This window comes from Streptomyces sp. (assembly GCF_031181555.1).
GTDB classification, from domain to species: Bacteria; Actinomycetota; Actinomycetes; order Streptomycetales; family Streptomycetaceae; genus Streptomyces; species Streptomyces fimbriatus.
This window is the reverse complement of record NZ_JAPSKQ010000079.1, coordinates 1-19,756: the sequence shown is the minus strand read 5'-3', so window position 1 is coordinate 19,756 and position 19,756 is coordinate 1. Positions and strand designations below refer to the sequence as shown.

The following is a 19,756-nucleotide window of genomic DNA, read 5'->3' as shown; positions in this document are numbered from 1 at the left end:
CACGCAAGGCTGTTGGCATGTGCTGACGGCGCTTTCCGAGTGCTGATGCTCCCTCAGGCGCCAATAAAATAAGACAAGATCGTCCCATCCCACCGCTGCCCGGGGGAGGGGGCCCGATAGGCTCGGAACCGCGAAGCGGAGCCCATGGCCTGCCCGGATGGTGGAATGCAGACACGGCGAGCTTAAACCTCGCTGCCCCTGAGCGGGCGTGCCGGTTCGAGTCCGGCTCCGGGCACCACCACGCTCACCGTTCTTGATCAGCAAGGACGCCCTCCTGCTGCCGTCCCCCGTCCGCGACGCGGGAGCACATCGCTCTTCGCGCGCGCACATGTCCGCGGCGCAGCGCCGTACGGGAAGCCGCGCAGGGCGGCCGAGCGGTGCCGCGGGTGGTGCCCGCCGGCGGACGTGATCCCGGCCGGTGCCCCGGGGGCGGCTGCTTCTCGCCGAGTGCGGAGCGGAGCCGGTCGAGCGATCCCGTTCCGGGAACCGCGCCCGCGAGGGCCTGGCCGCCCCTGGTGACGATCCGGCCCCGGCTGCTGTCGATCCGGCGCCGGACGCCGGCGCAGCCCTGGCCCCGGTACTCGTTCGGGCCGTCCTCGGGTACGCCCCGGCCGCGAACGCCGGCCTCCTCGCGAAGCGGACCGGGCTCGCCCGTCGGGCGTGCACCACCGGGCGGACGAGGCGTGCCGCGGCCGACCGCGGCCCGGCTCGTCGACCCCCTGGGGCGGGCATGACGGGAGGAACCGTTGACACCGGGCGTACGCGGCTGGAGACTCACGTCCGGCCGTGGTGAAAGAAGTTTCACCACACGAACATCCGCATTCCGTACCGTACGCGCGAAGGGAACGACCGATGCGCACCACCGTCGGCATCATCGGTGCCGGACCCGCCGGCCTCCTGCTCGCCCGGCTGCTGCACGGCGCCGGCATCGACTCGGTCGTCCTGGAGGCCCGCGACCGCGCCTACGTCGAGCACCGGCAGCGGGCCGGGATCCTCGAACAGGGCACGGTGGACGTGCTGCGCGCGGCCGGGGCCGGGGCGCGGATGGACCGCGAGGGGCTGCGGCACGACGGCATCGAACTGCGCTTCGGCCGCCGCCGTCACCGGGTCGACTTCCCCGCCCTCACCGGCGGCCGGTCCGTCATGGTCTACGCGCAGACCGAGGTCTGCAAGGACCTCATCGCCCTCCAGCTCGCCGAGGGCGGTCCGCTGCTCTTCGGGGCCGAGGCGCTGGCCGTCGAGGGCGCCGGCACCGCCACCCCGCGCGTCCGCTTCCGCCACCGGGGCCGCGAGGACGTCCTGGAGTGCGACTACGTGGCCGGCTGCGACGGCTTCTGGGGGGTGTCCCGCGCGGCCGTCCCCGCCGAGGTCTCCCGGGTCTTCGAACGGAGGTACCCCTTCGGCTGGCTCGGCGTCCTCGCCGACGTGCCGCCCTCCCACGACGAGCTGGTCTACGCCCGTCACGACCGCGGCTTCGCCCTGCTGTCCATGCGCTCCCCGTCCGTCTCCCGCCTCTACCTCCAGGTCCCGGAGGGGACGGAACCGGAGGAGTGGAGCGACGAGGACGTCTGGCGGGAGCTGGAGCGCCGCTTCGAGACCGACGACGGCTGGACGCTCGCCCGCGGCCCCCTCACCCAGAAGTCGGTCACCCCCATGCGCTCCTTCGTCCACGAGCCGATGCGGCACGGCCGCCTCTTCCTGGCCGGGGACGCGGCGCACATCGTGCCGCCCACCGGCGCCAAGGGGCTCAACCTCGCCGTCGGGGACGTCGTCACCCTCGCGCGGGCGCTCGTCCACCGGCGGGAGACCGGGTCCGCCGCCCTGCTGGACGCCTACTCGGAGACCTGCCTGCGCCGGGTCTGGCAGGCCGAGCGGTTCTCCTACGACATGACCACCCTGCTGCACCGCGCCCCGGACGCCACCGCCTTCGAGGACCGCCTGCAGCTGGCCCGGCTGGAACGGATCGCCTCCTCCCGCGCCGCCCGGACCGACCTCGCCGAGGCCTACACCGGCTTCCCCCTGGATCTCCCCCCGGAGTGAAGGGCGCGCGGCTGCGGCCGGGGCGAACGGACGATCTCCGGCCGGTTCCGGGCGGGTACCGGGTCGGTCATGGTTCGAGGTCCCGCGGTGAGGGGAATCACGAAGCCGCGTAGCGTGTTGCGCAGCACAACGAGGGAAAGATCCTCCCCAAGCATTAGGGTCATTCCTTTGCCTACCTATTACTCTTGAGCCAAGGCCATGCCGTGTGGCCATGGAGGAGTGAAATGAGGAGCAGAAACCCGGTCTTCTCGCGACGGGGGTTCAGCCGCGACAACGGCTACGCGGGCTTCAACACCGCGCCGCAGGCCGGGGGTCCCGCTGTCGCCACCCAGGGCAACCCGTACGCGCAGCCGACGGGCAACCCCTACGCGCAGAACCCGTACGCCCAGAACCCCTACGCGCAGCAGGACCTGCAGTACGGCGCGCCGCCCCAGGCCCCGGCCACCACCGGCCGGATGACCATCGACGACGTCGTCATGCGCACGGGGAGCACGCTCGGCGTGCTCATCCTGACCGCGGCGCTCTCCTGGGCCCTGCTGCCGGTCGACGACGCCAACATCAGCCGGTCCTACGGCATCGGCATCGGTGCCGCGCTGATCGGCATGGTCCTGGCGCTCGTCCAGTCCTTCAAGCGCAAGGCCTCGCCGGCGCTGATCCTGACGTACGCGGCGTTCGAGGGTGTCTTCCTCGGTGTCGTCTCCAGCATCGTCGACAACCGCATCGCCGACGGTGCCGCCATGCAGGCGGTGATCGGCACCATGGCGGTCTTCGCCGGTGTGCTGGTGGCGTACAAGGCGGGCTGGATCCGCGTCAACCGCCGCTTCTACGGCTTCGTGATGGCGGCCGCGCTCGGCTTCATCCTGCTGATGTCCGTGAACCTGCTGTTCGCGGTGTTCGGCGGCGGTGACGGCCTCGGCTTCCGCAGCGGTGCGCTCGGCGTCGTCTTCGGTGTCGTCGGCATCATCCTCGGTGCCTGCTTCCTCGCCCTGGACTTCAAGCAGGTCGAGGACGGCATCGCCTACGGTGCCCCGCGCGAGGAGGCCTGGTTCGCGGCCTTCGGCCTGACGCTGACGCTGGTGTGGCTCTACCTGGAGTTCCTGCGGCTCATCTCGATCCTCAGCAGCAGCGACTAGCGGTCCGCACGGCAGGTGCCGGACACGCACGAGGGCCCCGGGTTCACCCGGGGCCCTTCGTCGTTCCCCGCATGCGGAAGACACGCGCCGGGAGCAGTGTGCGCGCGGCCCTGCCCAGGTCGTGCTCGTGGATGATCGCCTCGGCGTGGCCGTACGCCGGGTCGTACCCGTGCCGGAGCCGGCCGGCCTTCTCCTCGAAGCGGGGGGGGCCGGGCCTTCCGCGACGGTGCGCAGCCAGTCGGTGATCCCACGACCGGTGCAGTGCGGGACGCGGGCGAGCACGGTGCGACGGGTCTCTTCGGAGAAGCCCCGGGACACCGGCGCCTCCGGACGCGGGGGACGCGAGCCGCTCCTCCAGCTCACCGTGCCCGGGCGGTCGCGCGTTGGCGACAGTCCTGCCGGTCCGCGTACGCTCGCCGCGTGGTTGATACGACGCCCCTCACCCGTGCCGTGGATCATTTCGCCGACCGCCTGCGGGCCGCGCCGCAGAGCCGGCTGCAACGGGGCGCGGCCGCCGAGGCGCTCGCCCTGGCCAGGGAGTTGGCGCGGTGGGCGCAGCGGGTCGAGGAGCCGGGCACCGAACCCCGAGAGATGCCCGACGCCGGGATGTTCGCCGCCGCCGACCAGATCACCGTCGCCGGCCACGACCTGGCCCTCGTACTGAAGTCCGAGGACGAGGTCGAGGATGCGGTGCGGCTGGTGGAGGAGGCACAGAAACGCGCCGGCGTCTGACGACACCCGGCGCGTGAACGGTTCGGCTGCGGCTGGGGGAGGCCGGCGGGACCCCGGAGGATGCCCGCGGGAGCCCGGAGGGGCCGGCGGGACGCTAGAAGGACGCGATGACGCGGTCCGCCAGGACGTAGACGCTCTCCTCGCCGCAGGAGAAGGTCAGCGTGTACGCCCCCGAGACGCCCGAGCCGCCCAGCAGGAACGGGGTCTCGCCCGCCCGCAGGGCCGCGGCCAGGCGTTCGGCGGTCTCGCGGTGACCCGGGGTCATGCACAGCGTCGTCCCGTCGGCGAACACGTAGACGTCCAGCGTGCCCAGCGGGCCCGGGCGGACGTCGGTCAGTTCCACGCGGGAGGCGGCCAGCTCCTCCAGCGTCGCCACCGTGCGCTCGTGGTCGTTCGCCACCGGCGACGGGTTCGGCACGAAGTCCGGGTGCGAGGGGTGGCGGCGGCGGGCCGCGGCCAGCTCCGGGGAGTCCCCGGAGTGCTCGTCGGAGTCGGCGACCGGTTCGATCACCGGCTCCAGACCCGCGAAATCGGCCTGCCGGGGCAGGAACAGCTCACTGTCGGCCAGCCCCAGCAGGGAGGGCGCGTCGGACGCGTCACGGGTCTCCTGGGCGGCCCAGAAGGCCCGCGCCTCGGCGAGTTCCCGCTCCCGCTCCTCGGCGAGTGCCTCGGCCACGGCCGCGCGTATCTCGTCGGTGTGGGCGGCGCGGGCGGAGGGAACGAGCCCGCGCGTCGTGGCGGCGCGGTACTCGGCCAGCTCGGTGTGCAGGGCCGCGACCTGTCGGCGCAGCACCATGATGCTGCGCAGGACCGCGACGCCCACGGCGCCGGTGGCGGCCGTGGTGATCAGCAGGGCGATCGGCATGGCGCTCACTGACGTACTCCCGGTTCAAAGTCGACCCCCGACTTCCTACATCAGCTTGAAGGGTGGACTAACCATCTGTCAGTGCGTAACGTCACGAAACGGACAGGGCCGTGCTTCCGGGGCTGGTGGGGGAGTGTCTCTGACCTGCGTGATCCTCCCGGCGAGGGAGATAGGTCACATCCTGGGGGAGATTGGATCACGGAACGGCCCGGGCTCCCGGAGCGACCGGGAACCCGGGCCCGCGCCTCACGGACCGTGCCGCGACGGCTACTTTGCGGCTGCGGCTGCGGCTGCGGCGCTCAGCTCAGGCGCTCGATGACCATCGCCATGCCCTGACCGCCGCCGACGCACATCGTCTCCAGGCCGAACTGCTTGTCGTGGAACTGGAGGGAGTTGATGAGCGTGGTGGTGATGCGGGCGCCGGTCATGCCGAAGGGGTGGCCGACGGCGATGGCGCCGCCGTTGACGTTCACCTTCTCCAGCGGGATGCCGAGGTCGCGGTAGGAGGGGATCACCTGGGCGGCGAACGCCTCGTTGATCTCGACCAGGTCGATGTCGTCGATGGTCAGACCGGCCCGCCGCAGGGCCTGCTTGCTCGCCTCGACCGGGCCGAGGCCCATGATCTCCGGGGAGAGGCCGGAGACGCCGGTGGAGACGATCCGGGCGAGCGGGGTGAGGCCGAGCTCGCGGGCCTTGGTGTCGCTCATGACGACGAGCGCGGCGGCGCCGTCGTTGAGCGGGCAGCAGTTGCCGGCGGTGACCAGGCCGTCGGGGCGGAAGACGGGCTTCAGGCCGGCCACGCCCTCCAGGGTGACGCCGGGACGGGGGCCGTCGTCCTTGCTGATCACCGTGCCGTCGGGGAGCGTCACCGGGGTGATCTCGCGCTCCCAGAAGCCGTTCTTGATGGCCTCCTCGGCGAGGTTCTGCGAGCGGACGCCGAACTCGTCCATCTCCTGGCGGGTGACGCCCTTGAGGCGGGCCAGGTTCTCGGCGGTCTGGCCCATCGCGATGTACGGGTCGGGCAGCAGGCCGTCCTCGCGCGGGTCGTGCCAGCCGGCGCCCTCGGACTCGGCGACGGCGGCGGTGCGGGCCTCGGCCTCGGCGAACAGCGGGTTGCGCGTGTCCGGGAGGCTGTCGGAGTTGCCCTTGGTGAAGCGGGAGACCGTCTCGACGCCGGCCGAGATGAAGACGTCGCCCTCACCGGCCTTGATGGCGTGCAGGGCCATGCGGGAGGTCTGCAGCGAGGACGAGCAGTAGCGGGTGACGGTGCAGCCCGGGAGGTGGTCCATCCCCATCTGCACGGCGACGACGCGGCCGAGGTTGTTGCCCTGCTCTCCGCCGGGGAGACCGCAGCCGAGCATCAGGTCGTCGATGTCCCTCGGGTCCAGCTCGGGGACCTTGGCGAGGGCGGCCTGGATGATCGCGGCGGTCAGGTCGTCCGGGCGCAGGTCCTTCAGGGAGCCCTTGAAGGCACGGCCGATGGGGGAGCGGGCGGCTGAGACGATCACGGCTTCGGGCATCACGGCTCCTGGGAGAAGGGGCGGCGCGTAGCGCCTCGTTGAGGGGTGGTGGTCGGGCGGAGGGAGGGGGTACCGGTGGGTTGGTGCAGGGCTGGTTGGGAAGTTACCCGCACGTATGGGCTCGGTCACGGGTGTCGCGGTGTGACATGGACCGCAACTTTCTAAGCGCTTGCTTGGTTTTCCCTTCAGGGCCTCCCGGGACTTCACTCCCCGGAGGGCTGCGCCCCCGACGGACGGGAGGGGCTCAGCCCTGCTGCGAGGTGGGCGAGGCGGGGGAGGGGGGCGTCGGTGCCGGTTCGGCCTCCGGCAGCCCGCGGCGCCTGCGGCGCTTGAGGAGGGCCCACGCGCCGCGGGGCCCCGTGGGCATCGCCGCGGTGACCTCCGTACCGGCCTCCGACGCGGCCTCGGCCGCCGCGCGCGCGACCGGGAGGAAGCCCTCGCGGCGGGCGGCGTCGGGACGCTCCTCCTCGGCCGGCCACAGGCCCAGGGCGGCGCAGACGGTCGGCAGCACCGCCATCGCGGCCGTGGCGTACCCCTCCGCGGAGGGGTGGTAGCTGTCCGGGCCGAAGAGCTCGCGCGGGTTGGCGGCGAACTCGGGGCCCAGCAGGTCGCCCAGCGACACCGTGCGCCCGCCCTGTTCGACCGCGCCGATCGTCTGCGCCGCCGCCAGCTGGCGGGAGGCGCGGCGGGCCAGCCAGCGCAGCGGCTGCCGGACCGGCTCGATCGTGCCGAGGTCGGGGCAGGTGCCGACGACGACCTCCGCGCCGGCGGTACGCAGCCGGCGCACCGCCGAGGACAGGTGGCGCACCGAGCGGGTGGGGGGCATGCGGTGGGTGACGTCGTTGGCACCGACCATGATCACGCAGATGTCGGGCACCCGGGACGGGTCCGCGAGGGCCAGCGTCACCTGACGGTCCAGATCGTCGGAGCACGCGCCGGGCACCGCGACCGTGCTCAGCCCCACGGGACGTTCCGCGATCGCGGCGACGCCCGACGCCAGCAGCGCGCCCGGGGCCTGCCCGGCCCGGCGCACGCCCTGGCCGGCGGCCGTGGAGTCGCCCAGCATGGTCAGCCGCAGCGCCGGTTCGCCGGGCACCGTGTAGGCGGCGCCGTACAGGCCGTCCGCGTTCGGTACGTGAGGAGTCGTGCCATTGCCCACCCGGCGCCGCGCCAGCTGGGCCTCGGCGACCAGCAGACCCACGGCGGCCGCACCGGCCAGCCCGATGCCCCCGCCGCCGTATGCCGCGCCGGCCGCGATCCGCCGGGCCACCCTCGCCCTCGACATGCTCGTCATGCCTCGCCGCCACCTCCTCGAAGCCGTACACCCAGTGCTTGCCCCGTGCGGACCGTCGCCCAATCGCAACGGCGAGTGAACGACCCCGCCGGATCGGTGCCGGGAGGGCCTAGGCTGGCGTCACCACCACGACCACATCTTTTGCAGCATCCGGAGACAACGGTGCAATTCCACGACTCGATGATCAGCCTCGTCGGCAACACCCCGCTGGTGAGGCTCAACAGCGTGACCAAGGGCATCAGGGCGACCGTCCTGGCCAAGGTGGAGTACTTCAACCCCGGCGGCTCCGTGAAGGACCGCATCGCCCTGCGCATGATCGAGGCGGCGGAGAAGAGCGGGGAACTCAAGCCGGGCGGCACCATCGTCGAGCCGACCAGCGGCAACACCGGGGTCGGGCTCGCCATCGTGGCCCAGCAGAAGGGCTACAAGTGCATCTTCGTGTGCCCGGACAAGGTCTCCACGGACAAGATCAACGTGCTGCGGGCCTACGGGGCCGAGGTCGTCGTGTGCCCCACCGCCGTGGCGCCCGAGCACCCCGACTCCTACTACAACGTCTCCGACCGGCTGGTGCGTGAGACGCCGGGGGCCTGGAAGCCGGACCAGTACTCCAACCCCAACAACCCCCTCTCCCACTACCACTCCACCGGCCCCGAGCTGTGGGAGCAGACCGAGGGGCGGATCACCCACTTCGTGGCCGGCGTCGGCACCGGCGGCACCATCTCCGGGACCGGGCGCTACCTGAAGGAGGTCAGCGACGGCCGCGTCCAGGTCGTCGGCGCCGACCCCGAGGGGTCCGTGTACTCGGGCGGCTCCGGGCGGCCGTACCTGGTGGAGGGCGTCGGCGAGGACTTCTGGCCGACCGCCTACGACCGCACCGTCGCGGACGAGATCGTCGCCGTGTCCGACAAGGACTCCTTCCAGATGACCCGGCGCCTCGCCAAGGAGGAGGGCCTGCTGGTCGGCGGCTCCTGCGGCATGGCGGTCGTGGCGGCGCTGCGGGTGGCCGAGCGGCTCGGCGAGGACGACGTCGTGGTGGTGCTGCTGCCGGACAGCGGGCGCGGCTACCTCAGCAAGATCTTCAACGACGAGTGGATGGCCGACTACGGCTTCCTGGAGGACGAGGGCCCCAGCGCCCGCGTCGGCGACGTCCTCGACGACAAGGAGGGCGGCTCCATCCCCTCCCTCGTCCACATGCACCCCGACGAGACGGTCGGCCAGGCCATCGAGGTGCTGCGCGAGTACGGCGTCTCGCAGATGCCGGTCGTCAAGCCGGGCGCCGGCCACCCGGACGTGATGGCCGCCGAGGTCGTCGGCTCGGTGGTGGAGCGGGAACTGCTGGACGCGCTGTTCAGCAGGAGCGCCTCGCTCGACGACCCGCTGGAGAAGCACATGTCCGCGCCGCTGCCGCAGGTCGGCTCCGGCGAGCCCGTGGCCGACCTGATGGCCGTGCTGGGCAAGGCGGACGCGGCGATCGTCCTCGTCGAGGGCAAGCCGACCGGTGTGATCAGCCGTCAGGACCTGCTGTCGTTCCTCGCCAAGGGCGGGAAGTGACGGGCGGAGCCCGGGGAAACCCTGACTGAACCGCAGGTGAACGCCGCGGCGTTGAGTCGCGGGCGATCTTCGCGGACTTCGCGGAAGCGGTACGAGCGTGTCACGTCCGCGCAGCACTCGCTTAACACGCGTCCGGCAGATTGGGGGTGTCGGCAGGGGCGGGAGCGGCTCCCCGCCCCGGCCGGCGACGAACGGCGTCAAGGACCTCCGGAGCGGCTCCCGGACCTCCACCGACGCCACGGACGCGCGGCCCGGCCGGCCCGCGTCCCCCGCGGGGACCGCCGTCGTCCCGCCCCCCGGCAACGGGGGTGCGGCGGTCCCCGCGCACGGACTTTCCGGTCAGTCGCTCCAGTCGCCGTCCTGCCCGGACCCGCGACGGCCGAACAGGCCCGGGTTGGTGCGGACGGCCTGCACGACGTTGACGCCGACGATGCCCAGCCAGGCGACCAGCAGACCGGGCAGATGGGCCACGCCCCCGCCGATCGCGGACAGCGGCACCGCGAGGACCAGCGAGACGATCCCGAAGCCGAAGCGCTCGCCCCAGGTGTCCGTGGCCCTCGGTGCCCGCGCGTCCCGGGCCACCGTCATCTGCTGCTCGGCGAGCTGCCGGCGGACCCGGCGCTCCACCGCGCCGTCGATGCGCTGGTCGACCTTCTCCAGGAACGAGTCGACCAGCGCGGACTCGTACTCCTCGCCCAGTTCCCTGCGGGCCTGCAGGGTGGCGTCGAGTTCCTTCTTCAGGTCGGTGTTCCGCCCGTCCATTCCGGTCATGCGGTCCACGGTAGGCAGGCGAGGCGCCGGTGGCACTGGGGTTAGCCCCCCTCTCGACTCTCGGGTTCACCCCGTCCCGGGGCGCCCCGGGACGGGCGGTCCGCCGGGGCCGGTGACCGGCCGAGGTCGTGCGCGCCCGCGTGCGCCTGTATAACGGCATGCAGGAATTGCGACGGGTGAATAGGTCGAGGGGGAGCCACGCCATGAGCGTCACCGACAGCCCTGCGGCGCGCCTGCAGGCGCTCTTCGAGGGGCACCGGCTGACGCCGACCCAGCGGCGCATCGCGCACAGCATGGTCCGGCGGGCCGCCGACGTGCCGTTCCTGTCCAGCGTGGAGCTGGCCGAGCTGGCCGGGGTCAGCCAGCCCTCGGTGACCCGGTTCGCCGTCGCCCTCGGCTTCGACGGCTACCCCGCCCTGCGCCGGCATCTGCGCGAGGTCGCGCCCGCCGAACCCGCGCCGGAGACCGGTGCGCACAACGAGTACCAGCAGGCCGTCGAGGCCGAGATCGAGAACCTGCGGCACCTCGCGGAGGCGCTGGCCGATCCCGTGCCCGTGCAGCGGGCGGGACGGATCCTCGCGGGCAGCCGGCCGCTCCCCGTGCTCGGGCTGCGGGCGGCGGCGGCCCAGGCGCACGGCTTCGCCTACTTCGCCGCCAAGGTCCATCCCGACGTACGGCTGCTCAACGAGGGCGGCACGATGCTCCACGACCGCATCGACGCCGCCGTCCGCGCGGGGGCGAGCGCCCTGCTGTGCTTCGCGCTGCCCCGGCACCCCCGCGAGGTCGTCGACGCCCTCGCGCACGCCAAGGAGACCGGGCTGACCGTCGTCACCGTCGCCGACTCCGCGTTCGCGCCGGTCGCCAAGGTGTCCGACCTGCTGCTGCCCGCCGCCGTCGGCACCGGGCTCGCCTTCGACACGGCGTGCGCGCCGATGCTGCTGGGACGGGTGCTGCTGGAGGCGATGTGCGACGACCTGCCCGAGGCCCAGGCGCGGCTCGAGGAGTTCGACGCGAAGGCGGCGGCGCGCGGACTGTTCGTGGAGTGACGGCACGGGCCCGCCGCGACGGCCGCGCTTTCCCGGACCCGGCGCTTTCCCGGAACTCGCCGCTTTCTCAGACTCGTCTCACCTTGCGTCACTAACGTGCGTCCGAGGTGAACGGTGTCCGAACGCCGGGAACCGTTCGGACACTTCGTCGGCGACGTGAGACGGGAGGCTGGACGTGACACGTGGAGGACAGGGGCTGGCTCGGGTGGCCGTCGTCGTACGGGCCGGGGCCGCGCCGCTGTGGTGGCTGGGCGTGTGCGCGGCGGGCGTCGGAGTGCTGGTGCCCGGGCTGACCGGACGCCGGATCGGCGTCCTGGCCGGGGCCGCGCTGTTCCTCGTGGCGGCGGCCGTCGTCGCGTACGGGCGGCGGGGGCGGTACCGCGCACTGGCCCGCTCGGCGGCCCGGGCGAGTCGGCACGACGTGCTCCAGGACCGCGCCGTGACCGCGCGCAACTGGCGCCGCGGGCACCGCTGGTGGCTGCTGCTGGCCTTCCTCGCCGCCGTGGGCGGCGCGTTCGCGGCACCCGCCGCCGCCGGTCTGCTGCTCGCCGGGTGCGGCGTCGGCCTGTGGCTGAAGGCGGCCTGGGTCGGCCGCCTGGAGCGGGACGGCGAGGTGCTGCTGTGGGTGCGCGTCGACTGGCTGGACAAGGGGGCGGGCCGCCCGGCCGGCAAGGCGGTCAAGGCCTACCGCACCACCGGCATCGCGGCGGGCGACGCGGCCCCGGGCGGCGCGAGGCGCCGGACTCCGGCCCTGGTCTGAGGGCTCCCGGAGACGGGTTTTCCGTGCTCCGGGAGCGGGCGCCCGCGGGGGCGCACGGCCTTCCGGCGGCCTCGCGGGCGCTCCCCGGCGGTCCCCCGGCGATCCCTCAGGGGGCGAGCCCCGACGTCAGCGCGTCGGGGTGGTCGCCGCCCGACTCGGTCACGATCTCCTCGATCGTCTGGGCGCGGCGGACGACCGCGAAGGAGACCCCGCCCGCCCCGTCCGGGACGAAGCCGTACACGCCCGGGCGGGGGAGCGAGTTGTACGCGTAGTGGTGGGCGAAGTAGTACGCGCCGGTGTCCAGCGCCGCCGCGTGGTCCCCCTGCTCCAGCAGCGGCAGCGCCTGCCCCCGGGCGAGCAGGTCGCCCGCGAAGCAGGCCGGCCCCGCCACGTCCTGCACGACGTCCGGTCCCTCCTTGGGCCGTCCCTTGGCGTCGTAGGCGGCGATCCGGAGCGGCCACGCCCCCGGCGCGTACACCGTCCGCGTCGCGACCTGCACGCCCGCGTGCGTCACCGCGACCGGACGCCCGCCCGCGCGCTTGGCGTACTCCACGCGCGTGAGGAGCGTGCCGTGCTTGGCCAGCAGGGACCGCCCGAACTCGGTGACCAGCCCGTACCGCCCGTCGAACAGCCCCGGCACCGTGTCCTTCAGCAGCCGCGCGTACTGCTCGTACGTCGGGCTCGTCGCGTCGGAGGCGAAGTTGACCGGCAGCCCGCCGCCGATGTCGAGGGTGTCGACCTGCTGCCGCCCGGCCCGGCGGTTGATCTCCTCCGCCAGCTCGTACGCCTCCGCGACTCCCCGCGCCATCAGCGACAGCGCGATGCCCTGGGAGCCGGTGTGGGTGTGCAGCCGGGTCAGCCACGGCCGGTCCAGATACGCCCGCACGACCCACTCCCGGGCCCCCTCGTCGCGCAGCGCCACCCCGAACTTCGAGGTCGCCGTCGCCGTGGACAGCGCCTCGATGGTGCCCCCGCCGACCTGCGGGTTCACGCGGATGCCGAGCGGGGAGGCGGTCCCCGGGGCCTCCTGCACCAGGGCGTCGAGGCGGTCCAGCTCCTGCGGGTTGTCCGCGTTGACGGCGATGCCCAGGGCCAGCGCCTCGCGCAGCTCGCCCGGCGTCTTGGCGGGGGAGTCCAGCACCGTCCGCTCCGGCGGCACCCCGGCCGTCCGCGCGAGCGCCAGCTCGCCGGGGCTCGCGACCTCCGCGCCGACGCCCTCCGCGTGCAGCAGCCGCAGGACCGGCACCAGGGGTGCCGCCTTCACCGCGAAGGCGTGCAGCACGTTCGTCCCGGGTGCCGCCACCGCCTCGAAGGCCGCCCGCAGCTCCGCCGCCGACTCCCGGACACCGGTGACGTCCAGGAGTCCGACGAGGGGGACGTCGGGGCCGAGCAGCCCCTGCTCCACGGCGGCCCGCACCGCCTCGTCCCGCCTCGCCGCCCGATCGGCGTCCGGTCCGTTCACGCGGCCCGCCCGGTCGTCGTGTGCCACCGCTTCCCCCGTCCTGTCGGTGTTCTCCGTGTCCGCATGCATGGGCCCAGCCAAACACCCGCCCTCCCGCGTCGGCACACCGACGTGTTGACTAGTTCTATTCAGAGCATGAAGATGTGAATATCTGCGGTAACCGCGGGGTCGCGACCGTCCGGCCCGCGGAACCAGCCGGGAGCAAGCCACCAGGAGGCAGACCATGTCAGGACCGCGACCTGTCCGAGCGCCGCGCGGCACGGAGCCGAGCGCCCTGGGATGGCAGCAGGAGGCCGCCCTGCGGATGCTGCAGAACAACCTCGACCCGGAGGTCGCCGAGCACCCCGACCAGCTCGTCGTCTACGGCGGCACCGGCAAGGCGGCCCGCGACTGGCGCTCCTTCGACGCCATGGTCCGCACGCTGAGGACCCTCAAGCAGGACGAGACGATGCTCGTCCAGTCCGGCCGCCCCGTCGGCGTCATGCAGACCCACGAGTGGGCCCCGCGCGTCCTCATCGCCAACTCCAACCTCGTCGGCGACTGGGCCACCTGGGAGGAGTTCCGCCGCCTGGAGGCCCTCGGCCTGACCATGTACGGGCAGATGACCGCCGGTTCCTGGATCTACATCGGCACCCAGGGCATCCTCCAGGGCACCTACGAGACCTTCGCCGCCGTCGCCGCGAAGAAGTTCGGCGGCACCCTCGCCGGAACCATCACCCTCACCGCCGGCCTCGGCGGCATGGGCGGCGCCCAGCCCCTCGCCGTCACCATGAACGACGGCGTCGCGATCTGCGTCGACTGCGACCCGCGCGCCATCGACCGCCGCATCGAGCACCGCTACCTCGACGTGAGGGCCGACTCCCTCGACCACGCCCTCCAGCTGGCGGTGGAGGCCCGGGACCGGCGCAAGGCCCTGTCCATCGGCGTCCTCGGCAACGCCGCCGAGCTGGTCCCGCAGCTGCTCGCCATGGGCGCCCCCATCGACATCGTCACCGACCAGACCTCCGCCCACGACCCGCTGGCGTACCTGCCGGTCGGCATCGCCTTCGAGGACATGGCCGACGCCGCCGCCAAGGACCCGGCCGGCTTCACCACCCGCGCCCGCGAGTCCATGGCCCGGCACGTCGAGGCGATGGTCGGCTTCCTGGACGCCGGCGCCGAGGTCTTCGACTACGGCAACTCCATCCGGGGCGAGGCCAAGCTGGCCGGCTACGAGCGCGCGTTCGCCTTCCCCGGCTTCGTCCCCGCCTACATCCGCCCGCTGTTCTGCGAGGGCAAGGGCCCCTTCCGCTGGGCCGCCCTGTCCGGCGACCCCGCCGACATCGCGAAGACCGACCGCGCGATCCTCGACCTCTTCCCGGAGAACGAGTCCCTGGCCCGCTGGATCCGCATGGCCGGGGAGCGGGTCCACTTCCAGGGCCTGCCCGCGCGCATCTGCTGGCTCGGCTACGGCGAGCGGGACAAGGCCGGTGAGCGCTTCAACGACATGGTCGCGAGCGGGGAGCTGTCCGCGCCGGTCGTCATCGGCCGCGACCACCTCGACTGCGGCTCCGTCGCCTCCCCCTACCGCGAGACCGAGGCGATGCTCGACGGCTCCGACGCGATCGCCGACTGGCCGCTGCTGAACGCCATGGTCAACGTGGCCTCCGGCGCGTCGTGGGTGTCCGTCCACCACGGCGGCGGGGTCGGCATGGGCCGCTCCCTGCACGCCGGCCAGGTGACGGTCGCCGACGGCACCGCGCTCGCCGGCGAGAAGATCCGGCGGGTGCTGACCAACGACCCGGGCATGGGCGTCATCCGGCACGTGGACGCCGGGTACGACATCGCCGAGTCGGTGGCGCGGCAGCGCGGGGTCCGGGTGCCGATGCGCGAGGGTGACGACCGTTGAGCTTCCACAGCATGTGGGCGGAGCTGCGGCCGATCGGCCGCAGCTCCGCCTCCGGCGGCTACCGGCGCTTCGCGTGGACCGGGGCCGACGCCGACTGCCGGGCCTGGTTCGCCCAGCAGGCCCGCTCCCGCGGGCTCGCCCACGAGACCGACCGCAACGGCAACCAGTGGGCCTGGCTCGGCGACCCGGCCGCCGGGGACGCCGTCGTCACCGGATCGCACCTGGACTCCGTGCCCGACGGGGGCGCCTTCGACGGCCCCCTCGGTGTGGTGTCCGCCTTCGCGGCCCTGGACGAACTGCGCGGAAGGGGAGCGCGGTTCACCAAGCCCGTCGGCATCGTCAACTTCGGCGACGAGGAGGGCGCCCGGTTCGGCCTCGCCTGCGTCGGCTCCCGGCTCACCGCCGGGGCGCTCACCGTCGAGCAGGCCCGCCGCCTGACCGACGGCGACGGGGTCACGCTCCCGCAGGCCATGGAGGTCGCCGGCCACGACCCGGAGGCCATCGGCCCCGACCCGGAGCGGCTCGCCCGCATCGGCGCGTTCGTCGAGCTCCACGTCGAACAGGGCCGCGCCCTGGACCTGTCCGGTGACCCGGTGGGCCTCGCCGGCGCCATCTGGCCGCACGGACGCTGGCGGTTCGACTTCCGCGGCGAGGCCAACCACGCCGGCACCACCCGCCTCGCCGACCGCCGGGACCCGATGCCGTCCTACGCCGAGACCGTCCTCGCCGCCCGCCGCGAGGCCGAACGCGCCGGTGCCGTCGCCACCTTCGGCAAGGTCGCCGTCGAGCCGAACGGCGTCAACGCCATCCCGTCCCTGGTGCGCGGCTGGCTCGACGCCCGAGCCGCCGGGCAGGAGGCCCTGGACGCCGTGGTGGACGGAGTGGAGAAGGCCGCCCGCGCCCACGCCGAGGCGCACGGCGTCGTCCTCGGCGTCGAACGCGAGTCCTTCACGCCCGTCGTCGAGTTCGACCACGCCCTGCGCGACGAACTGGCGCGCATCCTCGGCAAGGACACCGACCCCGCCCTGCGGGTCCCGGTCCTCGGCACCGGCGCCGGACACGACGCCGGAATCCTCTCCGGGCGCATCCCGACCGCCATGCTGTTCGTGCGCAACCCCACCGGCGTCTCGCACTCCCCGGCCGAGTTCGCCACCGAGGACGACTGCGTGGCCGGGGTGCTCGCACTCGCCGACGTACTGGAAGGGCTGGCCTGCGCGTGACACGGACGTACTGGCTGGAACACGCCTGGATCGACGGGCGGGTGGAGAGCGGTGTCGCACTCGACACCGGCAGCGGGCGGATCACGGCCGTCCGGACGGCCGTCCCCGTTCCACCGCCCGGCGCCGAGGTCCTGCGGGGGCTCACCCTCCCCGGGCTCGCCAACACCCACTCGCACGCCTTCCACCGGGCCCTGCGCGGCACCGTCCAGGCCGGCGCCGGCACCGGACCGTCCCCGCGTGCGCGGGGAGCGGACGGCGAGCGGGCGCCCGACACGTTCTGGACGTGGCGCGAGGCGATGTACGGATGCGCCGAGAGGCTCACCCCGGACAGCTACCACTCGCTCGCCCGCGCGGCGTACGCCGAGATGGCCCTCGCCGGCATCACCGCCGTCGGCGAGTTCCACTACGTGCACCACGCCCCCGGCGGCACCCCCTACGCCGACCCCAACGTCATGGGCGAGGCCCTGATCGCGGCCGCCGCCGAGGCCGGGATCCGCATCACCCTTCTCGACACCTGCTACCTGTCCGCCGGCTTCGGGCAGCCCCCGAACACCCATCAGCTCCGCTTCTCCGACGGGACCGCGGAGGCCTGGGCCGAACGCTGTGCAGTTCTCAAGGAACGGGATCACGCGCGGATCGGCGCCGCCGTCCACTCCGTACGGGCCGTGCCCGCCGGCCAGTTGGCGACCGTGGCACGGTGGGCGGAGGAGCGGCAGGCCCCGCTGCACGTGCACCTGTCCGAGCAGACCGCCGAGAACGACGCCTGCCGCGAGGCGCACGGCCGCACTCCCACCCGGCTCCTCGCCGACCACGGCGTCCTCGGCCCCCGCACCACCGGCGTCCACAACACGCACCTCACCGACGAGGACATCGCCCTGATCGGCGGCAGCGGTACCGGCACGTGCATGTGCCCGACGACGGAACGGGACCTCGCCGACGGCATCGGGCCCGCCGTCGCCCTCCAGCGGGCCGGTTCGCCGCTGAGCCTCGGCTCCGACAGCCACGCCGTGATCGACCTGCTCGAAGAGGCCCGCGCGATGGAGCTCAACGAGCGGCTGCGCAGCCGGACCCGCGGCCACTGGACCGCGGCGGCGCTGCTGCGGGCCGCCACCGCCGACGGCCACGCCGCCCTCGGCTGGCACGACGCGGGCACCCTCCGGCCGGGCGCCCTCGCGGACTTCACCACGCTCGCGCTCGACTCGGTCAGAACGGCGGGGCCGCCGCCCGCACTCGGCGCCGAGACGGCCGTATTCGCGGCGACCGCGGCGGACGTACGGCACACCGTCGTCGCAGGACGGCACGTCGTCCGCGACGGGGCGCACACGCTCGTGCCCGATGTGCCGCAGGCCCTGGCGCGGTCCGTCGCCGCCCTGCGGGACTGACCGGCACGCCGCCCGCCCCGACCACGGCAACCCACGAGGACGTCATGAGCAGCAGCACCGCCATCACCAACATCGCCGCACTCGTCACCAACGACCCCTCCCTCGGTGACCTCTCCCCCCTCGGACTCGTCCGGGACGCGGCCGTCGTCATCGAGGGCGACCGGGTCGTGTGGACCGGTGCATCAAGCAAAGCACCCGCCACTGACAACCGGGTCGACGCCGAAGGCCGGGCGGTGCTCCCGGGCTTCGTCGACTCCCACTCCCACCTGGTCTTCGCGGGCGACCGCACCGAGGAGTTCAACGCCCGCATGTCCGGCCGCCCCTACGGCGCGGGCGGCATCCGCACCACCGTCGCCGCCACCCGGGCCGCCACCGACACGGAGCTGGAGGGGAACCTCACCCGTCTCCTCGCCGAGGCGCTCCGCCAGGGCACCACGACCTTCGAGACCAAGTCCGGCTACGGCCTCACCGTCGAGGACGAGGCCCGCGCCCTGCGCCTGGCCGCCCGCCACACCGACGAGGTCACCTACCTCGGCGCCCACATCGTCGCGCCCGAGTACGCCGGGGACCCGGCCGCCTACGTGGACCTGGTCACCGGTGAGATGCTCGACGCCTGCGCCCCGCACGCCCGCTGGATCGACGTCTTCTGCGAGAAGGGCGCCTTCGACGGCGACCAGGCCCGCGCCGTCCTCACCGCCGGAAAGGCCAGGGGCCTGCACCCGCGCGTCCACGCCAACCAGCTCTCCCACGGCCCCGGCGTCCAGCTCGCCGTGGAACTCGACGCGGCCAGCGCCGACCACTGCACCCACCTCACCGACGCCGACGTGGACGCGCTGGCGAACAGCGCGACCGTCGCCACACTGCTCCCCGGTGCCGAGTTCTCCACCCGCGCCGAGTGGCCCGACGCGCGCCGGCTGCTCGACGCGGGCGTCACCGTCGCGCTGTCCACGGACTGCAATCCGGGGTCGTCCTTCACGTCCTCGGTGCCGTTCTGCGTCGCGCTCGCCGTGCGGGACATGGGCATGACGCCGGACGAGGCCGTCTGGTCGGCCACGGCGGGCGGCGCGGCGGCCCTGCGCCGCACCGACATCGGCCGCCTCGCTCCCGGCGCCCGCGCCGACCTGCTCCTCCTCGACGCCCCGAGCCACGTCCACCTCGCCTACCGCCCCGGCGTCCCCCTGGTCGCGGGGGTCTGGCGGCGAGGCGTCCGCGTGGTCTGAGCCGGGCGTCCAGACCGCTCCCGCCCGCCACCGCCGGTCCGTCCGCCCCGCCTCCCGGCCAGGGCGAGCGAGTCGCCGCCGGCCGGCGCCACGGCGTGGTCCGGCGCGACGGCCGGGCGGATCACCCCGCGGGTGCCGACGGCGAAACGCAGGTTCTGCCCGTTGCGCCCGTCCACCGAGTCGCACGCCCAGATGCCGACGCCCCGGTCCACCGCACCGCGGCTGTCCAGGCAGTGGTCCGGATCGGCGGACGACTGCAGCACGCCGCGCGCGGCGTCGAACCGCCACCGTTGGGCGGGTGGGGAGGAGCAGCGGGCGGTGACGACGTCCGTCCGGTTCTCCGGGTCGCCGTCGATGCTCAGGCACAGGCCCGAGGCGGGGTTCACCACCTGCGCGTACGTACCGCCCGGCGGCCGGGGTGCCGGTGCGGCGCGGGTGGGGGAGGGGGCCGGGTGCGCAGTTCCCGCAGGGCCGCGTACGCGGTCGGGGTGTCGGCGCGCAGCGCCTCCGTCAGCCGGGTGCCGGACGCGCCGACGTGCGCACCGGCGTGTGCGTCCGAGGACCCGTTCACCGGACGCGTCGCCGTGGGCGGTTCCGTCGTCCCGAGCCATCCACCGCCCCCTCGCACCCGGGCCGCCGCACGGCGGCCCGGTCCGGGTTTCTGACCTGCCGGCCGGTTCGGCGTGCCCGTGGTGGAGGAAGAGGCCTCGGGGGAAAGGGGTGAGCGGGGGTAATGAGGTGCGTTCCGTGCCCGGCGGGCGCCCGGTGTCCGCGGGGACATCCGGCGCCCACCGGGCGCGGGACGCGGTCCCGTCACTCCTCGACGGTCAGCCCCTTGCGCAGTTTCACCAGCGTCCGCGACAGCAGGCGCG

At 73.8% G+C, this 19,756-nt stretch carries 17 protein-coding genes, 1 tRNA gene and 1 pseudogene; 11 read left to right on the top strand and 8 right to left on the bottom strand.

All coding sequences use genetic code 11. The annotated features are described in order from the left end of the window. Positions 1–151 precede the first annotated feature (151 nt). From RIM90_RS17685 to RIM90_RS17675, 3 genes are all read left to right on the top strand, one after another. A tRNA-Leu gene (locus RIM90_RS17685) sits at positions 152–238 on the top strand. 614 nt (positions 239–852) lie between these two features. Further along, complete coding sequence (locus tag RIM90_RS17680; RefSeq protein ID WP_309061677.1) at positions 853–2,040, top strand: 4-hydroxybenzoate 3-monooxygenase; 1,188 nt, start codon at positions 853–855, stop codon at positions 2,038–2,040. Positions 2,041–2,264: 224 nt separating this feature from the next. Further along, complete coding sequence (locus RIM90_RS17675; protein ID WP_309061676.1) at positions 2,265–3,173, top strand: Bax inhibitor-1/YccA family protein; 909 nt, start codon at positions 2,265–2,267, stop codon at positions 3,171–3,173. A gap of 43 nt (positions 3,174–3,216) precedes the next feature. Here RIM90_RS17675 and RIM90_RS17670 read toward each other — a convergent pair. Further along, positions 3,217–3,491: pseudogene (locus RIM90_RS17670) on the bottom strand (DUF4287 domain-containing protein). Positions 3,492–3,593: 102 nt separating this feature from the next. On the opposite strand from RIM90_RS17670, the gene RIM90_RS17665 reads away from it, so the two are divergent. After that, the gene (locus tag RIM90_RS17665) at positions 3,594–3,905 is read left to right on the top strand and encodes a hypothetical protein (RefSeq protein ID WP_309061675.1); all 312 of its coding nucleotides are present in this window, start codon (positions 3,594–3,596) and stop codon (positions 3,903–3,905) included. Positions 3,906–3,999: 94 nt separating this feature from the next. Here RIM90_RS17665 and RIM90_RS17660 read toward each other — a convergent pair whose 3' ends face one another. The 3 genes from RIM90_RS17660 to RIM90_RS17650 all read right to left on the bottom strand — a co-directional run bounded on the left by RIM90_RS17660 (position 4,000) and on the right by RIM90_RS17650 (position 7,584). Then, on the bottom strand, positions 4,000–4,779 hold the full coding sequence (locus tag RIM90_RS17660; RefSeq protein ID WP_309061674.1) for a hypothetical protein: 780 nt from the start codon (positions 4,777–4,779) through the stop codon (positions 4,000–4,002). 290 nt (positions 4,780–5,069) lie between these two features. Beyond that, on the bottom strand, positions 5,070–6,290 hold the full coding sequence (locus RIM90_RS17655) for an acetyl-CoA C-acetyltransferase (RefSeq protein ID WP_309061673.1): 1,221 nt from the start codon (positions 6,288–6,290) through the stop codon (positions 5,070–5,072). 244 nt (positions 6,291–6,534) lie between these two features. After that, a complete protein-coding gene (locus tag RIM90_RS17650; RefSeq protein ID WP_309061672.1) occupies positions 6,535–7,584 on the bottom strand; it encodes an SGNH/GDSL hydrolase family protein in 1,050 nt (349 codons plus the stop codon). Positions 7,585–7,746: 162 nt separating this feature from the next. Between RIM90_RS17650 and RIM90_RS17645 the strand changes: the two genes are divergently transcribed. Then, positions 7,747–9,135: a cystathionine beta-synthase gene (locus RIM90_RS17645; RefSeq protein WP_309061671.1), complete on the top strand. Its 1,389-nt coding sequence runs from the start codon at positions 7,747–7,749 to the stop codon at positions 9,133–9,135. A 339-nt stretch (positions 9,136–9,474) separates the two neighbouring features. Here the strand turns inward: RIM90_RS17645 and RIM90_RS17640 are convergent, their stop codons facing one another. Beyond that, positions 9,475–9,897: a hypothetical protein gene (locus RIM90_RS17640; protein ID WP_309061685.1), complete on the bottom strand. Its 423-nt coding sequence runs from the start codon at positions 9,895–9,897 to the stop codon at positions 9,475–9,477. Positions 9,898–10,109: 212 nt separating this feature from the next. On the opposite strand from RIM90_RS17640, the gene RIM90_RS17635 reads away from it, so the two are divergent. Both RIM90_RS17635 and RIM90_RS17630 read left to right on the top strand, forming a co-directional pair. Then, on the top strand, positions 10,110–10,952 hold the full coding sequence (locus RIM90_RS17635; RefSeq protein WP_309061670.1) for a MurR/RpiR family transcriptional regulator: 843 nt from the start codon (positions 10,110–10,112) through the stop codon (positions 10,950–10,952). A 175-nt stretch (positions 10,953–11,127) separates the two neighbouring features. After that, positions 11,128–11,712, top strand: a complete 585-nt coding sequence (locus RIM90_RS17630; protein ID WP_309061669.1) for a hypothetical protein — start codon at positions 11,128–11,130, stop codon at positions 11,710–11,712. A gap of 106 nt (positions 11,713–11,818) precedes the next feature. Here the strand turns inward: RIM90_RS17630 and RIM90_RS17625 are convergent, their stop codons facing one another. After that, entirely contained in the window at positions 11,819–13,243 is a 1,425-nt protein-coding gene (locus RIM90_RS17625) for a diaminopimelate decarboxylase (RefSeq protein WP_309061668.1), read from the bottom strand. 154 nt (positions 13,244–13,397) lie between these two features. Between RIM90_RS17625 and hutU the strand changes: the two genes are divergently transcribed. From hutU to hutI, 4 genes are read left to right on the top strand one after another with little or no spacing between them, the layout of a single operon-like run. Beyond that, complete coding sequence (gene hutU, locus RIM90_RS17620; RefSeq protein ID WP_309061667.1) at positions 13,398–15,062, top strand: urocanate hydratase; 1,665 nt, start codon at positions 13,398–13,400, stop codon at positions 15,060–15,062. Next, complete coding sequence (locus RIM90_RS17615) at positions 15,059–16,282, top strand: allantoate amidohydrolase (protein WP_309061666.1); 1,224 nt, start codon at positions 15,059–15,061, stop codon at positions 16,280–16,282. The genes hutU and RIM90_RS17615 overlap by 4 nt, the downstream gene beginning before the upstream one ends. Beyond that, positions 16,279–17,664, top strand: a complete 1,386-nt coding sequence (locus RIM90_RS17610; RefSeq protein ID WP_309061665.1) for a formimidoylglutamate deiminase — start codon at positions 16,279–16,281, stop codon at positions 17,662–17,664. The genes RIM90_RS17615 and RIM90_RS17610 overlap by 4 nt, the downstream gene beginning before the upstream one ends. Before the next feature lie 44 nt (positions 17,665–17,708). Then, positions 17,709–18,884 (top strand): imidazolonepropionase, encoded by a 1,176-nt coding sequence (gene hutI / locus RIM90_RS17605; RefSeq protein WP_309061664.1) that lies wholly within the window; start codon positions 17,709–17,711, stop codon positions 18,882–18,884. On the opposite strand, the gene RIM90_RS17600 is transcribed toward hutI, so the two are convergent. Both RIM90_RS17600 and RIM90_RS17595 read right to left on the bottom strand, forming a co-directional pair. Next, positions 18,824–19,273: a ricin-type beta-trefoil lectin domain protein gene (locus RIM90_RS17600; RefSeq protein ID WP_375165469.1), complete on the bottom strand. Its 450-nt coding sequence runs from the start codon at positions 19,271–19,273 to the stop codon at positions 18,824–18,826. The two genes, hutI and RIM90_RS17600, sit on opposite strands and share 61 nt — an antisense overlap. Then, positions 19,267–19,455, bottom strand: coding sequence for a hypothetical protein (locus RIM90_RS17595; protein ID WP_309061663.1), 189 nt, complete (start codon positions 19,453–19,455; stop codon positions 19,267–19,269). The genes RIM90_RS17600 and RIM90_RS17595 overlap by 7 nt, the downstream gene beginning before the upstream one ends. Positions 19,456–19,756: the final 301 nt, after the last annotated feature.

Excerpts from the sequence above, each read along its gene's own strand:
- RIM90_RS17675 (WP_309061676.1), top strand. The coding sequence starts at position 2,265 with ATGAGGAGCAGAAACCCGGTCTTCTCGCGACGGGGGTTCAGCCGCGAC.
- RIM90_RS17640 (WP_309061685.1), bottom strand. The coding sequence starts at position 9,897 with ATGGACGGGCGGAACACCGACCTGAAGAAGGAACTCGACGCCACCCTG.
- RIM90_RS17635 (WP_309061670.1), top strand. The coding sequence starts at position 10,110 with ATGAGCGTCACCGACAGCCCTGCGGCGCGCCTGCAGGCGCTCTTCGAG.
- RIM90_RS17680 (WP_309061677.1), top strand. The coding sequence starts at position 853 with ATGCGCACCACCGTCGGCATCATCGGTGCCGGACCCGCCGGCCTCCTG.
- hutU (WP_309061667.1), top strand. The coding sequence starts at position 13,398 with ATGTCAGGACCGCGACCTGTCCGAGCGCCGCGCGGCACGGAGCCGAGC.
- hutI (WP_309061664.1), top strand. The coding sequence starts at position 17,709 with ATGAGCAGCAGCACCGCCATCACCAACATCGCCGCACTCGTCACCAAC.
- RIM90_RS17625 (WP_309061668.1), bottom strand. The coding sequence starts at position 13,243 with ATGCATGCGGACACGGAGAACACCGACAGGACGGGGGAAGCGGTGGCA.
- RIM90_RS17655 (WP_309061673.1), bottom strand. The coding sequence starts at position 6,290 with ATGCCCGAAGCCGTGATCGTCTCAGCCGCCCGCTCCCCCATCGGCCGT.
- RIM90_RS17650 (WP_309061672.1), bottom strand. The coding sequence starts at position 7,584 with ATGACGAGCATGTCGAGGGCGAGGGTGGCCCGGCGGATCGCGGCCGGC.